The organism is Pseudomonas fluorescens (assembly GCF_902498195.1).
In the GTDB taxonomy this organism is placed as follows: domain Bacteria; phylum Pseudomonadota; class Gammaproteobacteria; order Pseudomonadales; family Pseudomonadaceae; genus Aquipseudomonas; species Aquipseudomonas fluorescens_BU.
The window spans coordinates 82,109-101,618 of sequence record NZ_CABVIY010000010.1; the positions used below are offsets into that span (position 1 = coordinate 82,109).

General features: G+C 61.8%; 15 protein-coding genes. 6 read left to right on the top strand and 9 right to left on the bottom strand.

What is annotated here, in order from left to right:
- Positions 1 to 61 precede the first annotated feature (61 nt).
- The 8 genes from F8N66_RS30025 to bioB form a co-directional block, all read right to left on the bottom strand.
- Positions 62 to 2,143 (bottom strand): cytochrome-c peroxidase, encoded by a 2,082-nt coding sequence (locus F8N66_RS30025; protein WP_412070761.1) that lies wholly within the window; start codon positions 2,141 to 2,143, stop codon positions 62 to 64.
- Between the two features lie 739 nt (positions 2,144 to 2,882).
- Positions 2,883 to 4,688, bottom strand: coding sequence for a phenylacyl-CoA dehydrogenase (locus tag F8N66_RS30030; protein WP_150773520.1), 1,806 nt, complete (start codon positions 4,686 to 4,688; stop codon positions 2,883 to 2,885).
- A 278-nt stretch (positions 4,689 to 4,966) separates the two neighbouring features.
- The gene (locus F8N66_RS30035) at positions 4,967 to 5,263 is read right to left on the bottom strand and encodes a pyrroloquinoline quinone biosynthesis protein PqqE (protein WP_150773521.1); all 297 of its coding nucleotides are present in this window, start codon (positions 5,261 to 5,263) and stop codon (positions 4,967 to 4,969) included.
- Between the two features lie 107 nt (positions 5,264 to 5,370).
- Positions 5,371 to 6,051, bottom strand: a complete 681-nt coding sequence (gene bioD / locus F8N66_RS30040; protein WP_150773522.1) for a dethiobiotin synthase — start codon at positions 6,049 to 6,051, stop codon at positions 5,371 to 5,373.
- A complete protein-coding gene (gene bioC, locus F8N66_RS30045; RefSeq protein WP_150773523.1) occupies positions 6,048 to 6,872 on the bottom strand; it encodes a malonyl-ACP O-methyltransferase BioC in 825 nt (274 codons plus the stop codon). The genes bioD and bioC overlap by 4 nt, the downstream gene beginning before the upstream one ends.
- A complete protein-coding gene (locus F8N66_RS30050; protein WP_150773524.1) occupies positions 6,865 to 7,596 on the bottom strand; it encodes an alpha/beta fold hydrolase in 732 nt (243 codons plus the stop codon). Before F8N66_RS30050 ends, bioC begins: the two co-directional genes overlap by 8 nt.
- Positions 7,589 to 8,767 carry an 8-amino-7-oxononanoate synthase gene (gene bioF / locus F8N66_RS30055; protein WP_150773525.1) on the bottom strand — a complete coding sequence of 393 codons (1,179 nt, stop codon included), beginning with the start codon at positions 8,765 to 8,767 and terminating at the stop codon, positions 7,589 to 7,591. Before bioF ends, F8N66_RS30050 begins: the two co-directional genes overlap by 8 nt.
- Positions 8,768 to 8,905: 138 nt before the next feature.
- Entirely contained in the window at positions 8,906 to 9,961 is a 1,056-nt protein-coding gene (gene bioB, locus F8N66_RS30065; RefSeq protein ID WP_150773526.1) for a biotin synthase BioB, read from the bottom strand.
- 109 nt (positions 9,962 to 10,070) lie between these two features.
- Between bioB and F8N66_RS30070 the strand changes: the two genes are divergently transcribed.
- The 5 genes from F8N66_RS30070 (at position 10,071) to rarD (ending at position 15,959) form a co-directional block, all read left to right on the top strand.
- A complete protein-coding gene (locus tag F8N66_RS30070) occupies positions 10,071 to 10,811 on the top strand; it encodes a ComF family protein (RefSeq protein ID WP_150773527.1) in 741 nt (246 codons plus the stop codon).
- Positions 10,812 to 10,998: 187 nt separating this feature from the next.
- Complete coding sequence (locus F8N66_RS30080; RefSeq protein WP_150773528.1) at positions 10,999 to 11,763, top strand: TOBE domain-containing protein; 765 nt, start codon at positions 10,999 to 11,001, stop codon at positions 11,761 to 11,763.
- A gap of 66 nt (positions 11,764 to 11,829) precedes the next feature.
- Positions 11,830 to 13,731, top strand: coding sequence for a PhoX family protein (locus tag F8N66_RS30085; protein WP_150773529.1), 1,902 nt, complete (start codon positions 11,830 to 11,832; stop codon positions 13,729 to 13,731).
- A gap of 208 nt (positions 13,732 to 13,939) precedes the next feature.
- On the top strand, positions 13,940 to 14,914 hold the full coding sequence (locus F8N66_RS30090; protein WP_150773530.1) for a serine/threonine protein kinase: 975 nt from the start codon (positions 13,940 to 13,942) through the stop codon (positions 14,912 to 14,914).
- Positions 14,915 to 15,071: 157 nt separating this feature from the next.
- The gene (gene rarD / locus F8N66_RS30095) at positions 15,072 to 15,959 is read left to right on the top strand and encodes an EamA family transporter RarD (protein ID WP_150773531.1); all 888 of its coding nucleotides are present in this window, start codon (positions 15,072 to 15,074) and stop codon (positions 15,957 to 15,959) included.
- A gap of 216 nt (positions 15,960 to 16,175) precedes the next feature.
- Here the strand turns inward: rarD and F8N66_RS30100 are convergent, their stop codons facing one another.
- Complete coding sequence (locus tag F8N66_RS30100) at positions 16,176 to 16,694, bottom strand: glycine cleavage system protein R (RefSeq protein WP_150773532.1); 519 nt, start codon at positions 16,692 to 16,694, stop codon at positions 16,176 to 16,178.
- A 544-nt stretch (positions 16,695 to 17,238) separates the two neighbouring features.
- Here F8N66_RS30100 and F8N66_RS30105 point away from each other — a divergent pair.
- Positions 17,239 to 19,416: a malate synthase G gene (locus F8N66_RS30105; protein WP_150773533.1), complete on the top strand. Its 2,178-nt coding sequence runs from the start codon at positions 17,239 to 17,241 to the stop codon at positions 19,414 to 19,416.
- Positions 19,417 to 19,510 lie beyond the last annotated feature (94 nt).

Sequence of the window (19,510 nt, forward strand, 5' to 3'; positions counted from 1 at the left end):
GGATGCAACACCCGCCACCGCCCCCTTGAAGGGGGTCGATGGCGGGACAGGGAGAGGTCACTCAAATATCGTTGTTGAACGGTTGCAGTGGCCCCATTTCGGGCCTGCGGCCTTCAGCACCGATCGGACTGAGCTGGATGTTGGCGTCCTGCGCCTGGCGGGTGGTGATCTTCGGGCTGACCGGTTTTTGCGTCACGGCGTTTTCGTCACCCACGTGGCCCTGAGGCAGTACCAGTGAAGGATGATCGAACGGCGCCCGTTCCCACGCGACCCGCGGGTCGGTCAGGCCGACTTCCATGAATTTGACCAGTGCATCCACTTCATCGGGCGTGAGGTTGAGGTTGGTCATGTCCGGATCGAGGTTCGAGCCGTTGTGCTGGTTGACCGTCGGGTGCTCGAAACCGCTGGTGTTGCTGGCATCTTCGCCGCGCCGGTCGCCGCCCCGGTTGTAGAACTCCATGACCTGCTTGAGCGTCGAGCGACTGCCGTTGTGGAAGTAAGGCCCGGTCAACGCGATGTTGCGCAGTGTCGGCGTCTTGAAGGCGCCATCGACCGAATCACGGAATCCGATGCTCGGCTGGAGCGTCGCATCGCAGGGAATCGCCGCGCTCAACGGCGCTTCGAAGGTGCAGACGTCGACATCCAGCGAGTCCGGGATCTTCCCGCCTTTGAGCACAGTGTTGTACTGACGGGTGAAGGACAACGGGTTGCCCCAGGCATCGTTGCCACCGAGCGCCAGGTCTTCCGAGGTCGGGCGCACGCCGGTGTTGTAGAAACCGTTGTCGTAGAGCGTCGTCAGGCCGTCCGCCATGACCATGCGTTCGATGCGCTCACGGGGGTGGAACTGCAAACGGCTGGCGGCGTTGGTCAGCTCCGCGCCGCCATGGCAATTGACGCACTTGCCCTTGCCCAGGAACAGCTCCATGCCCTGGACCTGCTGCGCGTTCATGGCCGAGTGATCACCCTGCAAGTAAGCATCCAGCGGCGCCTGGTCGGACACCAGCGTGGCTTCATACATCTGGATCGCCAGGCCGAAGAACAGCGGGAAGTTGGCTTCCATCTGGGTGTACGGCGCGCCCCCCACCGACACTTGCTGCGTGGCATTCCACAGGCGTGGCTGGAACGCATTCTTGATCAGTTCGCGGTAGGTTGGCCGACGGGCTCCCGACACCGGGCCGAGTACCGAGTCGGTGGAGGCGATCCGCTGCTGCTTGAGCATCAGCGTGTCGAGCATGCGCCGGCCGATGTCGGCAAAGGTGCGCCCGCCGCAGGACATTTCCACGGCGCTGCCGGGAGGCCCGACCGCCTGCGAGGCGGCGGAGGCATCGTTAAGCGCCAGGCGTACCTTGAGCGCCACGCCGCTGTTGTCCTTGGTCACGTAGATCCCGGCATCGGGGTCTCGGTTACCAAATGGCGAGAAGCCGTTGAACACGTTATTGGCCCGGCCATCCCAGAAATTGCGCACGTTGAACGCGGCGTTGATCACCGACGGCGCGTTGCGGCCGGTGCTGCGCCGGACATTGATGCCGCCGACCTGGAAGATCCCGTCCGGTTGCTGGGTGCATTTGTCGAAGCGCGGCTGGTTGGGCTTGACGAAGTTGGCGTCGAACACGCCTTGGGAACCGATCACGTCGTCAGTCGAGTAAACGATGGCTGAATTACGATCCAGTGGGTTGGACAGGACGTGAGTCGGGAAGTCGGCTTTCTTCAACAGGTAATTAGGCCCGCCCTTGCCTCCGGACCGGGTCGTGTAGGAAGGCACATCGCCCGGGATGTCGGAAGCCATGAACGGCTTGTTGAAGATCGATGCGACGTTGGCGTTGGTGTGCGCCTGGCCGGGGTTGATCTGGTTGGTGGTGCGGTGATCGACGCCGGCGTGGTAGTGGCAGGAGGCGCAGGCGGTGGTGCTGTCGCTGCCAACCTCCATGTCCCAGAACAGTGCCTTGCCCAACAGCACCGCCGCCGAGCGGTTGAGCACGTAGTCGGTCATCAGATCGACCTTGCGCCCGCCCTCGGTACCCGAGGGATCGGGGGGCATCATGCCGCGCAGCGATTGCAGGCTGGGCACCTCCACCTCCGGCACGGGGGGCTCGACCTCCTCGGGGTCCGCGGCGAAAGCGGCGTTCAGTGACAGGCCGCTCATGAGCGCGCAGACCAGGGGGATGATGTGCAGGACTCGCAAGTATTTGACCATGGTGACTCTCCCGATACAGAGCGGAGTTGCCAGGCTCCGGTTAACCCGTCGCGAGATGGACTCATGGCCAGACACCTTGCTGCCCGCACGCGCGACGACATCGAACCGAAGTTGTCGGGTACAAGGCATGGCTGGACTGGCGAAGTGCTCGCTAATCGTTGGCTGATAAGTATTGGCTCGTCGCTCTGCGGCGACGCTTAAGTGCACTGTAGTCGTAACAAAAGATTTCGGAAGGTTAAATTTACAATTTTTATTTGGCGGGAACTGAATAACCAACACTTGCGCAACTTCGGGGGAAAGACGCCCCCGTTTTGGGGATAACCCCCCACAACGCCCAGCCCGCCTGACGCACAAGCCTTACCGTGCTGGGTTTTAGATTTGGCAGAGTTATTGCTGCATTGAAACAATGCAAACCTGGAAAGAGAGTCAATGCCAGAGAAACAGCGTCAAGCTTACTTACTGCATATTGTGCCAAAGGCAACTCGAACTGAAGTCACTACTTGAACTCCAGCAACTAATCTTGTGCGTTAGTTTTATAAATACCCTGTAGGAGCGAGCACGCTCGCGATGGACCTTAACGATAACGCGCACTTCCCGGTTAAACCTATCGCCCCCGGCAATAATAAGCAGGCGAAAAAAAACCGCCGGCCCCGAAGGACCAGCGGTTCTTGAAGAACAGCGTTAAGGCTTAGTAGCCCAGCGCGAAGTCTTCTTCTTTCATGTCCATCAGGTTGTTGGCGCCCGACAGCATGGTTGCAACGTGCGTGCGGGTACGCGGCAGGATGCGCTGGAAGTAGAAGCGCGCCGTCTGCAGCTTGGCGGTGTAGAACGCCGCGTCGGTCGTGCCGGCCGCCAGTTTCTCGGCAGCCAGGCGTGCCATGTCAGCCCAGAAGTAAGCCAGGCAGGCGTAACCGGAGTACATCAGGTAGTCCACCGAGGCCGCGCCGACTTCTTCGCGATCCTTCATGGCCGCCATGCCGACCTTCATGGTCAGCTCGCCCCATTCCTTGTTCAGTGCAGCCAGCGGTGCGACGAATTCCTTGACCGCTTCGTTGCCTTCGTTGGTCTGGCAGAACTTGTGGACGATCTTGGTGAAACCTTTGAGCGCCTCGCCCTGGGTCATCAGCACTTTACGGCCCAGCAGGTCGAGCGCCTGGATACCGGTGGTGCCTTCGTACAGCATGGAAATGCGGCTGTCGCGAACGTTCTGCTCCATGCCCCACTCGGCGATGAAACCGTGGCCGCCGTAAATCTGCACGCCGTGGTTAGCCGATTCGAAACCGACTTCGGTCATGAAGGCCTTGGCGATCGGTGTCATGAAGGCCAGCAGTGCGTCGGCTTTCTTCTTCTCTTCTTCGTCGACGCCGTATTTGACGATGTCGACCTGTTTGGCGGTGAAATAAACCATGGCGCGGTTGCCTTCAGCGAACGCCTTCATGGTCAACAGCATACGGCGTACATCAGGGTGCACGATGATCGGGTCAGCGGCTTTTTCCGGTGCTTTCGGGCCGGTCAGCGAGCGCATTTGCAGGCGATCGCGAGCGTACTTCAGGCCGCCCTGGAAGCCGATTTCGGCGTGGGCCAGACCTTGCAGCGCGGTGCCCAGGCGTGCGGTGTTCATGAAGGTGAACATGCAGTTCAGGCCTTTGTTCGCCGGGCCGATCAGGAAACCGGTGGCCGCGTCGAAGTTCATCACGCACGTGGCGTTGCCGTGGATGCCCATCTTGTGTTCCAGGGAACCGCAGGACACCGCGTTACGCGCGCCGATCGAACCGTCGGCGTTCGGCATGAATTTAGGCACGATGAACAGGGAAATGCCCTTGGTACCGGCCGGTGCGTCCGGCAGGCGAGCCAGCACGATGTGGACGATGTTGTCGGCCATGTCGTGTTCACCGGCCGAGATGAAGATCTTGGTGCCGGAGACTTTGTAGGAACCGTCGGCCTGAGGTTCGGCCTTGGTGCGCAGCATGCCCAGGTCGGTACCGCAGTGAGGTTCGGTCAGGCACATGGTGCCGGTCCATTCGCCGGACACCAGCTTGGTCAGGTAAGCCTCTTGCTGCTCAGGCGTGCCGTGCTCGGAGATGGTGTTCATCGCACCGTGCGACAGGCCCGGGTACATGCCCCACGACCAGTTGGCTTCGCCGACCATTTCGCTGACAGCCAGCCCCAGGGATTCCGGCAGGCCTTGGCCGCCGTGCTCGACGTCATGGGCCAGGCTTGGCCAGCCGCCTTCGACGAATTGCTTGTAGGCCTCTTTGAAACCGGTCGGGGTTTTAACGCCGGACTCACTCCAGGTGCAGCCTTCGAGGTCGCCCACGCGGTTCAGCGGTGCCAGCACCTGCTCACAAAACTTGGCGCCTTCTTCGAGAATGGCGTCAACCATGTCCGGAGTTGCGTCCGCGCAAGCCGGAAGGCTCTGATAGTGCGCTTCGTAGCCGAGCAGTTCGTCACGAACGAAGCGAATATCACGCAAGGGGGCCTTGTAGTCAGGCATAGCGATAAACCTCTGCTGATGTAACCGGGAATGAACGACCGTGTTGTTGTGGTATGACGGTCAAACAGTTGTTTGAAACATACGTTTACGCCTAAATCTTGTCAAGCGTCGATCTTTTGCCGATCGCCATCGACTCCGTCGCCATGCAGGGCGCGCAGCCGGGCAACGGCGTTGCCCGAGCAACACGCGATGCAGGAAAGAATAGTTTGCAGAGAAGGACTTACGCAGAAAAACGCCGCGAAGGATCGCGGCGTCGGGGGGGCGGGTTCAGCGAAGCATCAAGCGAAGGTGTCGATCAACGTACCGAGCATTTCGTCGGATGCCTTGGCGACTTTGGCGCCCAATTCCACCTGTAATTTGCCTTGGGCCATTTCCACCATGTTGCTGGCCAGGTCCGATTGCTGGCTGCGATCGACCGAACGCAGGCGATCGGCCTGAACCTCGGAAGACTGGCTGGTGACCGAACGCTCCAGGGTTTGGTTGGCAATCTGCCCGGCGGCTTGATCGACACGGTTCTGCCCTGTCTGAAGGGTGCTCAGACCGGCATAAAAAGCGGTGTTTCCTGAGATTTCCATGGGAGAACTCGTCCTTGTAAAGGATCAACAGCGGCTATTGAAGCAGAGGCTTGAGCAAAACACCCGACAAAAACACTAATGGCACAGTGCCTTGTCATAGCCAAAATCTAGTCGAGCAAATCCAGCTGCAGGTGTTCCGCCACGGCTTCGGCCGTCACCACCTTGAGTTTCGGCACCCGTCCAAGGCACGGCGCCGGGATACGCTCGGCCAGGGTCGCCAGGTTCTCCTCCAGGCGCGAGGTCTTCGGATCAATGATGTTGGCCACCCACCCCGCCAGCTGCAAACCGTCCCGGGCAATGGCCTCGGCGGTCAGCAACGCATGGCTGATGCACCCCAGGCGCACCCCGACCACCAGGATCACCGGCAACCCCAGCGCGATGGCCAGGTCAGACAGGTTGTCCTGATCCGCCAACGGCACGCGCCAGCCACCGGCGCCTTCGATCAAGGTGAAGTCGGCCTGCATGTCGAGAATCTGCTGCATGGGCGTCAACAGCGACTGCACCGTCAACGCCACGCCCGCCTCGCGTGCTGCCAGGTGCGGGGCGATGGGCGGTTCGAACGCCAGCGGGTTGACCTGTGGATAGGTCAACGGCAGCGAACACTCCGCCAGCAGCGCCAGCGCATCGGCGTTGCGCAAGCCCTTGGGCGTCACATCGCAACCCGAGGCGACGGGTTTGCCCGCCGCCGTGCTCAGGCCTGCCGACCGCGCGGCGTGCAGCAAACCGGCGGCTACCGTGGTTTTTCCGACATCGGTGTCGGTGCCGGTGATGAAATAGGCTGCGCTCATAAGGGTTTCTCCATAACGGCGTACACCACTTGATAAGTCGCCGGCAGGCCCTGGGCCTGACGAAATTGCTCATACGCCTCGATCAACCCCAGAATTCGCGCCCGGCCGGTCAATCCGCCCGGCCGGCCAGGGTTGAGGTTGTGCGCGCCCAGCGCCTTGAGTTCGTGAGTCAGGCTGCGCACATCCGGGTAATACAGTATGTGAGGACAGGTTTCCAGGCTGACCGCCTTCAAGCCGCTGGCCGCACATAGCTGTTGATAAACCGCGAACTCACGGAAGCGGTTGACGTGCACCATGCCATCCACCTGCCGCCAACTGTCACGCAGTTCAATCAAGGTACCCACGCACAGACTAGCAAACGCGAAAATCCCGCCAGGCTTGAGCACGCGATGGGCTTCGCTGAGCACCGAAGCGAAATCGGCACACCACTGCACCGCCAGGCTGGAAAAAATCAGGTCGCAGGTCGAGTCGTGCAGGGGCAAGCGCTCGGCATCGCCGGCGATGAAGTGCGTGGCACCGCCCAGGGGCCGGGCGTGATTGAGCATGCCTTCGGCGATGTCCAGCGCCACCCCGTGACCGGCCGGGAACCGCTCACCCATCGCGCGACTGAAATGCCCGGTGCCGCAACCCAGGTCGAGCCAGCGCTCCGGCACGAAATCATCCGGCAATCGGCGCAGCAATTGGCTGCCGACATCACGCTGCAACTCGGCCACGCTGTCGTAGCTCGCCGCCGCACGGGAGAAAGAGGCCGCGACCTGGCGTTTGTCGGGCAAACCGCCGGGCTGCTTTGGAAGGGGAAGTGGAAGGGATAAATCAGTCATCACCGCACTCATGCAAAAAGGCCTGGATCGCCCCCGCCACACCGTGGGGATCTTCCAGGAGAAACGCGTGGCCGGCCTGTTCGATCAGGCCGATTTCGACATCGGGCAGCAACGTCAGCAAGTCGCCCGCCGCCTCGGCCGGCACCAAACCGTCGAGACCGGCGAACAGATGCAACTGCGGGCCGCGAAAGGCCTGCAGTGCATGCCGGGTATCCAGTTGCGCGAGCACTTCCAGGCCGCTCATCAGTACGGACGCCGAGCTGTGTGGCGCGCCACCGAGCAGCAACCGCGACAACCCGCGCGGGTCTTCGGCGCCTTGTGCGCACAGTAGCGAAAAGCGTTTCAAGGTCATGCGCGGGTCCGCCGCGCAGCCCGCCAGAAACGCATCGAAGGTTTCCCCGGGCATCGCGCTCGGCCACTGCTCATGGCTGACAAAAGAAGGATTGCTCGCCAGCGTGAACAAACCGCAGCACCGATCACCCCGACGCGCCGCCAACGCCGATGCAAGCATGCCGCCCAGCGACCAGCCGCCGAGCCAGGCGTCCTGGGGGATCGTCGAGTCGAGCTCATCGAGCCATTCTTCAGGATCACTCGACTCCAGCTCCGGCAGTGGCTCGATGTCCACCCGCAGGTGCTCGTCCAGGCCTTGCAAGGCCGCGGCCAGCGGTTCCAGCGGGGAAATGCCGAGGCCCCAGCCGGGCAGCAGAATCAGTCGATCACGCATTGCTCGGCTCCGGTCCCAGTTGTCCGAAACAATCGGCCAATCCCTCTAACAATAGCTGCACCTGCGCTTCGCTGTGGGCCGCGGTCAAGGTCACCCGCAGTCGCGCGCTGCCGGCCGGCACGGTCGGCGGGCGGATCGCGGTTACCATCAAACCGCGCTCGCGCAGCATTTGCGAAAAGCGCACCGCGCGCCCGGCATCCCCGATCATGATCGGCTGGATCGGTGTGAAGCTGTCCATCAGCTCCAGGCCGATCTGCTCGGCCCCCTGGCGGAACTGGCGGATCAAGCCTTGCAGATGTTCACGACGCCAGTGCTCGCTGCGCAGCAGTTCCAGGCTTTTCAACGTGGCGCAGGCCAGGGCCGGCGGCTGGCTGGTGGTGTAGATGTAAGGCCGGGCGAACTGGATCAGGCTCTCGACCAGCTCTTCACTGCCGGCGACAAAGGCCCCCGCCGTGCCGAACGCCTTGCCGAGCGTGCCGACCAGCACCGGCACCTCGTCCATGCCCAGGCCGAAATGCTCGACGATGCCGCCACCGTTGGCGCCCAGGGGGCCGAAACCGTGCGCATCATCGACCATCAGCCACGCGCCTTTGGCCTTGGTCTCCCGGGCCAGCGCGGGCAGGTCGGCAAGGTCGCCGTCCATGCTGAACACGCCGTCAGTCACCACCAGCGTATTGCCGGTGGCTTTCTCAAGACGATTGGCCAGGCTCGTCGCATCGTTGTGCAAATAGCGATTGAAGCGCGCGCCGGACAACAGCCCCGCATCCAGCAACGAGGCGTGATTGAGCCGGTCTTCGAGCACCGTATCGCCCTGCCCCACCAACGCCGTGACCGCACCGAGGTTGGCCATGTAGCCGGTGGTGAACAACAACGCACGCGGGCGATCGGTCAGTTCGGCCAAGGCTTCCTCAAGGGCGTGATGCGGGCCGCTATGGCCGATCACCAGGTGCGAAGCCCCGCCACCGACGCCCCATTTCGCAGCACCCGCACGCCAGGCTTCGATCACGTGCGGGTGATTGGCCAGGCCCAGGTAGTCGTTGTTACAGAACGCCAGCAACGGCTGGCCATCGACCACCACTTCGGGGCCTTGCGGGCTTTCCAGCAGCGGGCGTTGGCGGTAAAGGTTTTCGGCACGACGGGCAGCCAGGCGTGCGGCGAGATCGAAAGACATGCAGGCCTCGTCTATCCGGTGATACCAATCCAGGGTGGGAGCGGGCTTGCTCGCGAAAGCGTCCGTACTGCCGACATCAATGTTGAATGTCACGCCGCCTTCGCGAGCAAGCCCGCTCCCACACTCGATTGATGCCTATCAAATGGCGGCGTTATAGAACTGCTCGCTGCTCTTCTGCTCCACCAGTGCCTGTTCGATCGCCGCCTGATGCACTTCATCGGCATGCTCTTCGCGGGCTTCGGGCAGGATCCCCAGGCGCGAGAACAGTTGCATGTCCTTGTCGGCCTGCGGGTTGGCGGTGGTCAGCAGTTTTTCGCCGTAGAAAATCGAGTTGGCGCCGGCGAAGAACGCCAGGGCCTGCATCTGCTCGTTCATGGCTTCGCGGCCGGCGGACAGGCGCACGTGGGATTTGGGCATCAGGATCCGGGCGACGGCGAGCATGCGGATGAAGTCGAACGGGTCGACGTCGTCGGCGTTTTCCAGCGGCGTACCGGCCACTTTCACCAGCATGTTGATTGGCACCGACTCCGGATGCTCCGGCAGGTTGGCCAGCTGGATCAGCAGGTTGGCGCGGTCGTCGAGGGACTCGCCCATGCCGAGGATACCGCCGGAACAGATCTTCATCCCCGACTCCCGCACGTAGGCCAGGGTTTGCAGGCGCTCGCTGTAGGTGCGGGTGGTGATGATGCTGCCGTAGAACTCAGGCGAGGTATCGAGGTTGTGGTTGTAGTAGTCCAGGCCGGCCTTGGCCAGCGCTTCGGTCTGATCCTGATCCAGGCGACCGAGGGTCATGCAGGTTTCCAGGCCCAGGGCCTTCACGCCTTCGACCATCTTCAGCACATACGGCATGTCCTTGGCCGACGGATGTTTCCACGCCGCGCCCATGCAGAAACGGGTCGAACCGATGGCCTTGGCGCGAGCGGCCTCTTCGAGGACCTTCTGCACCTCCATCAGTTTTTCTTTTTCCAGGCCGGTGTTGTAGTGACCGGACTGCGGACAATATTTGCAATCTTCCGGGCAGGCGCCGGTCTTGATCGACAGCAAGGTCGATACCTGGACGCGGTTGGCGTCGAAATGCGCGCGGTGCACGGTCTGCGCCTGGAACAGCAGGTCATTGAAGGGTTGAACGAAGAGAGCTTTGACTTCGGCCAAAGACCAGTCATGACGCAGGGTTGCAGAGGTGCTGGCGCTCATGGGCGTTACCTTTATTTTAACCAGGGCAAGGTTTTATGCTGGGCTGGCGCCTGCGGGAAGGAATACCCACAGGCGCTACACGGATGTTCGGCATATTTAAGGAAGAGCGATGCGCTGTCAACCACGATACCCAGGACAGGTTTACATCTGGTTAAAAAACAAACAATTCTGTCTGCTGTGTAATGAAGCCGCCGATGGGGTCACGCCCCTGTGCACGGCCTGCGAAACGGAGCTGCCGTGGCTCGGCGATCATTGCCTGACCTGCGCCCTGCCGTTGCCCGCGCCGGGCCTGATGTGCGGTCAATGCCTGAAGCATCCGCCGGCCTTTGAACGGGTGGTTGCACCCTGGACCTACAGTTTTCCGATAGACAGCCTGATAACCCGCTTCAAACACAGCGCGAACTGGCCATTTGGCCGCCTGCTCGGCGAACTTCTCGCCCAGGCGCTGCAACATCGCTTCGAAGATGATCTGCCGCGTCCTGACTCACTGGTGCCGGTCCCGCTAGCCACCCGACGCCTGCGCGAGCGGGGATTCAACCAGGCCGCGATGGTCGCGCGATGGCTCAGCACCCGCCTCGATTTACCTTGCGATGAACGGTTGCTGCTGAGGACTCAGGACACCGGCACGCAACAAGCGCTGAACGCCAATGAACGGCGGAAAAACCTGCGCGATGCGTTTGCGCTGGCACCGCAAACATCAGTCAAAGGACTGCACCTGGCCCTGGTGGACGACGTGCTGACCACCGGCGCCACGGCGCAGGCACTGGCTCACCTGCTGATGGACGCCGGCGCCGCAAGGGTCGATGTGTATTGCCTGGCCCGCACCCCAAAACCCGGTTACGCCGCTTGACCCGAAAACACAAGAACCTGTGGGAGCGGGCTTGCTCGCGAAGGCGTCAGTTCAGTCGACGTCTGTGCTGAATGAAAATGCGTCTTCGCGAGCAAGCCCGCTCCCACACAGGACCAGTGCTCGACTTGACTCCCGAGCTTCCAGCCGCCAACGTCCTCACCATCGCCACAGCCCGAAGCGCCCTGCCATGTCCCTCCCCACGTTGTTGTCCCAGCACATTGTCCGCCGCCCGCAACGCATCGCCCTGTTGCAGCACATCGCCGAACAGGGTTCGATCACCCGCGCGGCGAAAAGCGCGGGCTTGAGCTACAAGGCCGCCTGGGACGCCATCGATGAGCTCAACAACCTCGCGCACAAACCGTTGGTGGAACGCAGCGTCGGCGGCAAGGGCGGCGGTGGCGCCAGGCTGTCCAGCGAAGGGGAGCGGGTGTTGCGCCTGTATCAAAAGTTGCAGGCGTTGCAAGCGCAGGTGCTGGAGGCCGCCGAGGAGGCTAGCGATCTCGACCTGCTCGGCCGTTTGATGCTGCGCACCAGTGCGCGCAATCAGTTGCACGGCAAAGTGGCCGCCATCGAAACCCAGGGCCACAACGACCGGATTCGCCTTGAGCTGGCCGAAGGCTTGAGCATCGATGCACAAATCACCCACGACAGCACCCTGCGCCTGGAGCTGCAACCCGGCACCGAAGTGGTGGCGCTGATCAAGGCCGGCTGGCTTGAGGTACTGGGTGCCGAGGACAGTGCAACACCCGGATACAGTTACCTCAAAGGCACCCTCGAAGCGATTCTCGACGCCAGCGACGGCCCCAGCGAAGTGCGCATTGCCCTGCCCAACGGCCAGACACTCTGCGCCCTGACCGAACCCGAGCATCTGCGCGCCCGTCATCTCGGCGTTGGCAAGCCGGTGAGCGTGCAGTTTTCGCCCTCGAACGTGCTGCTGGGTACGCCGTTGTAAAAGCACTGCAACAAAACCTTCATCGCCCATCATTAAGGTGACTGCAAAAACCGCAGGGAGCCTGATGTGAGCCTATTGGAAGAACACCAAACCACCGACCTCGAACAGATGGTCGGCCTCAGCCGCCGTGGATTCATCAGCGCGGGTGCCCTGTGCGGCGCCGCGCTGTTCCTGGGCGGCAACGTGCTGAGCCGCAGCGTGCTGGCCGCCAGTGTCAGCGCCGGCAACAGCCCGCTGCTGGGCTTCGACAGCATTCCCGCCGCCACCGCTGACAGCATCCGCCTGCCACCCGGCTACAAGTCCTCGGTGTTGATCAGTTGGGGCCAGCCCCTGCATAAAAACGGCCCGGCCTTCGACCCGAGCGGGCACGGCAGCGCCGAGCAGCAGGAAGTGCAGTTTGGCGATCACAACGACGGCATGAGCCTGTTCGCCTTCCCCGACGACCCCGACCGGGCGCTGATGGCGATCAACAACGAATACACCAATTACCGCTACCTCTACCCTCACGGCGGCATGCCGCAATCGGCCGAAGAGGTGCGCAAGGCACTGGCCGCCGAAGGCGTGACGGTGCTCGAAGTGCAGCGCCACAACGGTCAATGGCAATTCGTCCAGGGCTCGCGCTACAACCGGCGCATCCACGGTAATTCGCCGATCACTCTGAGTGGCCCGGCCGCGGGTCACGAACGGCTGAAAACCAGCGCAGACCCGCAGGGCAAAACCGTCCTCGGCACGTTCCAGAACTGCGCCAACGGCAAGACACCCTGGGGCACTTACCTGACGTGCGAAGAGAACTTTACCGACTGCTTCGGCAGCAGCAACGCCGAGCAGAAGTTCGACCCCGCGCAGAAACGCTACGGCGCGGTGGCGGCCAGCAAAGAGATCAACTGGCACCCGCACGATGCGCGCTTTGATTTGGCGAAGAACCCCAACGAACTCAATCGCCATGGCTGGATCGTGGAAATCGACCCGTTCGATCCACAATCGACGCCCGTCAAACGCACCGCGCTGGGTCGCTTCAAACATGAAAATGCCGCCCTGGCCGAAACCCGTGACGGCCATGCCGTGGTGTACATGGGCGACGACGAGCGCGGCGAATTCATCTACAAATTCGTCAGCCGCGACAGAATCGACCACAAAAACCCCAAGGCCAATCGCGACCTGCTGGACCATGGCACTTTGTACGTGGCGCGTTTCGACGCCGGCGATGGCAACGCCGATCACCCCAAAGGCCAGGGCGAGTGGGTCGAACTGAGTCATGGCCAGAACGGCATCGATGCCGGCAGCGGCTTTGCCGATCAGGCCGAAGTGCTGATTCACGCACGCCTGGCGGCCAGCGTGGTCAAGGCCACGCGCATGGATCGCCCGGAATGGATCGTGGTCAGTCCCAAGGATGGCCAGGTCTATTGCACCCTGACCAACAACGCCAAGCGCGGTGACGACGGGCAACCGGTGGGCGGGCCGAATCCTCGGGAGAAGAACGTCTACGGGCAGATCCTGCGCTGGCGCACCGACCGCGACGATCATGGCTCCAGGACCTTTTCCTGGGATTTGTTCGTGGTGGCCGGTAACCCGCAAGTGCATGCCGGCACGCCCAAGGGCGGTTCGTCGAACATCACGCCGCACAACATGTTCAACAGCCCGGATGGCCTGGCGTTCGATGATGGCGGGCGCTTGTGGATTCAAACCGACGGTGATGCCAGCAATGCCGGTGACTTCGCCGGCATGGGCAACAACCAGATGCTCTGCGCCGATCCCGTGACCGGGGAAATCCGCCGATTCATGGTCGGGCCGATTGGTTGCGAGGTGACGGGCATCAGCTTCTCGCCGGATCAGAAGACCTTGTTTGTCGGGATCCAGCATCCGGGCGAATTCGGCGGCTCGACCTTCCCCGAGCACTTGCCCAATGGCAAGCCCCGGTCCTCGGTGATGGCCATCACCCGTCAGGATGGCGGGATCGTCGGGGCCTGATCGGGCCTCTTCGCGAGCAAGCCCGCTCCCACAGGGGGTCTTGGGTGTGCACACTGCCGGTGACACACAAAGATCTCCTGTGGGAGCGGGCTTGCTCGCGAAGGCGCCAGCACGAACACTACACATCTCAACCCCAACCCCTAAAGCCGCCCCGTCTGCGCTAACATGCCTGGCCGGACGCAGCAGCCTGCTGCGCGCAGGAGTCAGCATGGCCCACCCGTTCGAAACCCTCACCCCAGACCTCGTGCTCGATGCCGTCGAAAGCATCGGCTTCTTGAGCGACGCGCGCATCCTGGCGCTGAACAGCTACGAAAACCGCGTCTATCAGGTCGGCATCGAAGACTGCGAGCCGCTGATCGCCAAGTTCTACCGCCCGCAGCGCTGGACCAACGAAGCGATTCTGGAAGAACACCAGTTCACCTTCGAACTCACCGAGGTCGAGGTGCCGGTGGTGGCGCCGCTGATCCACAACGGCGAAACCCTGCACGAACACAACGGTTTCCGTTTCACCCTGTTCCCCCGTCGCGGCGGTCGCGCGCCGGAGCCGGGCAATCTCGATCAACTGTATCGCCTGGGACAATTGCTCGGTCGCCTGCATGCGGTCGGTGCGACCAAGCCCTTCGAGCACCGCGAAGCCCTGGCGGTGAAAAACTTCGGCCATGATTCGCTGACCACCTTGCTCGAAGGCAATTTCATCCCCCGCAGCCTGCTGCCGGCCTACGAGTCCGTGGCCCGCGACCTGCTCAAGCGTGTGGAAGATGCCTACAGCAACACACCGCACCAGAACATCCGCATGCACGGCGATTGCCACCCCGGCAACATGATGTGCCGCGACGAGATGTTCCACATCGTCGACCTCGACGACTGCCGCATGGGCCCGGCCGTGCAGGACATCTGGATGATGCTGGCCGGCGACCGCCAGGAATGCCTGGGGCAGTTGTCCGAGTTGATGGACGGCTACAACGAATTCCACGACTTCGACCCGCGGGAACTGGCGCTGATCGAACCGCTGCGCGCCTTGCGCCTGATGCACTACAGCGCCTGGCTCGCCCGCCGCTGGGACGACCCGGCCTTCCCGCGCAGCTTTCCGTGGTTTGGTACGGAGCGCTACTGGGGTGATCAGGTGCTGGCGTTGCGTGAGCAGTTGGCCGCACTCAACGAAGAACCCCTGAAGCTTTTTTAAGATCAAAAGATCGCAGCCTTCGGCAGCTCCTACAGGTGTAAACCATTCCCTTGTAGGAGCTGCCGAAGGCTGCGATCTTTTTATTTTCTGACACGACACATCTATACAACCGCCCTACAATCCCTTCTTTTGTTAGCTGCCTAAGCAAGGATTCTGCATGCAAGCCGCCAACCCGCGTCGCGGGTACATCCTGGGCCTGACGGCCTACATCATCTGGGGACTTTTCCCGCTCTACTTCAAAGCCATCGCCAGCGTGCCCGCCGTGGAGATCATCATCCACCGCGTGCTCTGGTCAGCCCTGTTCGGCGCCTTGCTGCTGATGGTGTGGAAGCATCCGGGCTGGTGGCGCGAACTGCGGGAGAACCCGCGACGCCTGGCGATCCTGGCCTTGAGCGGCACATTGATCGCGGCCAACTGGCTGACCTACGTCTGGTCGGTGAATAACGGACGCATGCTTGAAGCCAGTCTCGGCTACTACATCAACCCGCTGGTCAACGTGCTGCTGGGCATGCTGATCCTCGGCGAACGACTGCGACGCATGCAATGGATTGCCGTGGGCCTGGCGGCCATCGGCGTGGCGCAGCAGGTGTGGCAGGTGGGCAGCCTGCCGTGGGTGTCGCTGGTGCTGGCCCTGACCTTCGGTTTCTACGGGCTGATCCGCAAGCAGGCACCGGTCAAGGCGCTGCCGGGCCTGGTGGTGGAAACCTGGATGCTGGTGCCGATCGCGATCGCCTGGCTGCTGTTCAACCCGACCGCCCACAGCGCTCAAGCCGAGTTCTGGACCACTTCCGAAGCCTGGTGGCTGGTGGCCGCCGGGCCAGTCACGCTGGTGCCGCTGGTGTGCTTCAACGCCGCCGCGCGGCATTTGCCCTATACCACCCTGGGATTTCTCCAGTACCTGGCGCCGACCCTGGTCTTGCTGCAAGCCGTGCTGCTGTTTGGCGAACACCTGTCGTCCAGCACCCTGGTGGCGTTTATCTTCATCTGGGCGGGTCTGGCGGTTTACAGCGTCGATGCGTGGATAAGTTTGCGCCGGCGCAGCTGATCAAAAAACACACAAACCTCTACAGGCCACGGTTCACGTGGCCTGCCTCGTTCCTTCCCAAGGTTATCCACAGCGTGATCCCCGGCGATTGTGCGCAAGTCACTGAATACTGGCGATTTTTTGATCAACACTCGCCAAGCCACGACGGACGTGGCCTGGCGGGCTGTCTCTACAGGTTATCCACAGGCAGGTGCACGTTTAACTTGGATAACCCGATCAAGGTTCACTGCGCAGCACCAGTTCCACCATCAAATCGTCGGCCAGGGTTTCCAGGCGTGTTTGCAGCACATCCAGTGACAGCGTCAGCGGCACCGCCAGAATCGCCTCGGCGTGAAACAGCGGTTCGCTGCTCATCGGCGCCGGCCGCACTTCTGTCACCAGCCGTTCCAGGTTGACTCCCTGCTCGCTCAGTAACCGCGTGATATCGCGCACGATCCCCGGTCGGTCATTGCCCACCAACTCCATCGCGATCGGTTTCCAGGTGCAGGATTGCTCGATGCCGCTTTCGGCGATCAACACGCGAATGCCATGGGCAGACAACCCCTGCAGGGCATCCACCAGTGAATCGTAGGCTTCGGCCGGCACGCCCACCCGAAGAATCCCGGCGAATTGCCCGGCCATGCGCGACATGCGGCTTTCCAGCCAGTTGCCGCCCTGTTCGGCAATGCATTGGGCGATGCGCTCGACCTGCCCGGGCTTGTCCGGAGCGAAAACAGTGAGTACGAGGTGGTCCATGGCGCAGCCCTCTGGTCATGACTTTTGTTATGGAAAGGCAAGTATAGGCAAGGGGTGATCACGCGTTGATCGGGATGACGCCTTCGCGAGCAAGCCCGCTCCCACAGGGCCGAGCGAGCCTTTGTGGGAGCGGGCTTGCTCGCGAATGGTTCACCCTGGAAAATCCTGCCGAAGACAAATCGTGTACAACTTTTTATATTTAACTGGAACAATCTCATGGTTTTTTGAGAACATCCCGATCCCCGACGTGACTGCAATGCGTCACGGGGTCGCAGAACGACGTAATTAGTCTAATTTTCACAAGCGCAATTCATCATGTAGTATGCCGCAGCGCGCACTACATAACGTTGGATCGATGTCTGCCACCGGCACGGTCGCATCCCTGAAAGCCCCGTCAGCAAGGCCTCCAAGCCGTTGATTGGTCCCAACCCAGCCGTCAGAAATGGCATGCACTGGTCGCAGGGTTTGTGGTTTAAATGCCAATGGCTTCATTGTTAAATTGAAGAGCTGAAAAGCGAAATAGCTGAGCAGAGTGAGGCAAGCAATGACTGAACACGTTCAAGTCGGTGGCCTGCAGGTCGCCAAAGTCCTGTTCGACTTCGTGAACAACGAAGCCATTCCCGGAACCGGCCTCACCGCCGAACAGTTCTGGGCCGGTGCCGACAAGGTCATTCATGACCTGGCGCCGAAGAACAAAGCCCTACTCGCCAAACGCGATGATTTCCAGGCTCGTATTGACGGCTGGCACCAATCCCGTGCCGGTCAATCTCACGATGCCGTGGCTTATAAAGCCTTCCTGCAAGACATCGGTTATCTGCTGCCAGAAGCGGCTGATTTCCAGGCGACGACGCAAAACGTCGATGAAGAAATCGCCCGCATGGCCGGTCCACAGCTCGTGGTGCCGGTGATGAACGCCCGCTTCGCGCTCAATGCTTCGAACGCCCGCTGGGGTTCGCTGTACGACGCGCTCTACGGCACCGACGCCATCAGCGAAGCTGACGGCGCGGAAAAAGGCAAAGGCTACAACAAGGTTCGCGGCGACAAGGTCATCGCCTTCGCCCGCGCCTTCCTCGACGAAGCGGCGCCACTGGCCGCCGGCTCCCATGTCGATTCCACACACTACACAATCGTCGACGGCAAACTGGTGGTCGCCCTTAAAGGCGGAAGCAACACCGGCCTGCGCAACGACGCGCAACTGATTGGCTTCCAGGGCGAGGCTCAAGCACCGACCGCGATCCTGCTGAAAAACAACGGCCTGCATTTCGAAATCCAGATCGATGCCAGCACCCCGGTCGGCCAGACCGACGCTGCCGGCGTGAAAGACGTGCTGATGGAAGCCGCGCTGACCACCATCATGGACTGCGAAGACTCCGTTGCCGCCGTCGATGCCGACGACAAAGTAGTGATCTACCGCAACTGGCTCGGCCTGATGAAGGGCGACCTGTCGGAAGAAGTCGCCAAGGGCGGCAAGACCTTCACCCGCACCATGAACGCCGACCGCACCTACACCGCCGTCGACGGCAGCGAATTGAGCCTGCACGGTCGCTCGCTGTTGTTCGTGCGCAACGTCGGTCACCTGATGACCATCGACGCGATCCTCGATAAAGACGGCAACGAAGTGCCGGAAGGCATCCTCGACGGTCTGGTCACCTGCCTGGCAGCCATCCACAACCTGAATGGCAACACGTCGCGCAAAAACACACGCACCGGCTCGGTCTACATCGTGAAGCCGAAGATGCACGGCCCTGAAGAAGCGGCGTTCACCAACGAGCTGTTCGGGCGTATCGAAGACGTGTTGGGCCTGCCGCGCAACACCCTCAAAGTCGGGATCATGGACGAGGAGCGTCGCACCACGATCAACCTCAAGGCCTGCATCAAGGCGGCGAGCGAACGCGTGGTGTTCATCAACACCGGTTTCCTCGACCGTACGGGCGATGAGATTCACACCTCCATGGAAGCCGGCCCGATGGTGCGCAAGGCGGACATGAAGGCTGAAAAATGGATCGGCGCGTACGAGAACTCCAACGTCGATATCGGCTTGAGCACCGGCCTGCAAGGCCGTGCGCAAATCGGTAAAGGCATGTGGGCGATGCCCGACCTGATGGCGGCGATGCTGGAACAGAAAATCGCTCACCCGCTGGCCGGCGCCAACACCGCCTGGGTTCCGTCGCCCACCGCCGCGGCGCTGCACGCGTTGCATTATCACAAGGTTGACGTGTTCGCCCGTCAGGCCGAACTGGCCAAACGTGCCCACGCGTCGGTGGACGACATCCTGACCATCCCGCTGGCGGTCAACCCGCAGTGGACCGCCGAACAGATCAAGAACGAACTGGACAACAACAGCCAGGGCATTCTGGGTTACGTGGTGCGCTGGATCGACCAGGGCGTCGGCTGTTCGAAAGTGCCGGACATCAACGACGTCGGCCTGATGGAAGACCGTGCCACGCTGCGTATTTCCAGCCAGCACATCGCCAACTGGCTGCGTCATGGCATCGTCACCGAAGCCCAAGTGATGGAAAGCCTCAAGCGCATGGCGCCGGTGGTTGACCGTCAGAACGCCAACGACTCGCTGTATCGCCCACTGGCGCCGAACTTCGACAGCAACATCGCCTTCCAGGCGGCGGTCGAACTGGTGATCGAGGGCACCAAACAGCCGAACGGCTACACCGAGCCGGTCCTGCACCGTCGTCGCCGCGAGTTCAAGGCTGCCAATGGCCTGTAACTGAGCGCTGATGCCGGACATGAAAAAGCCCTGGTCTTTCGATCAGGGCTTTTTTTATTAAAATCAAAAGATCGCAGCCTTCGGCAGCTCCTAC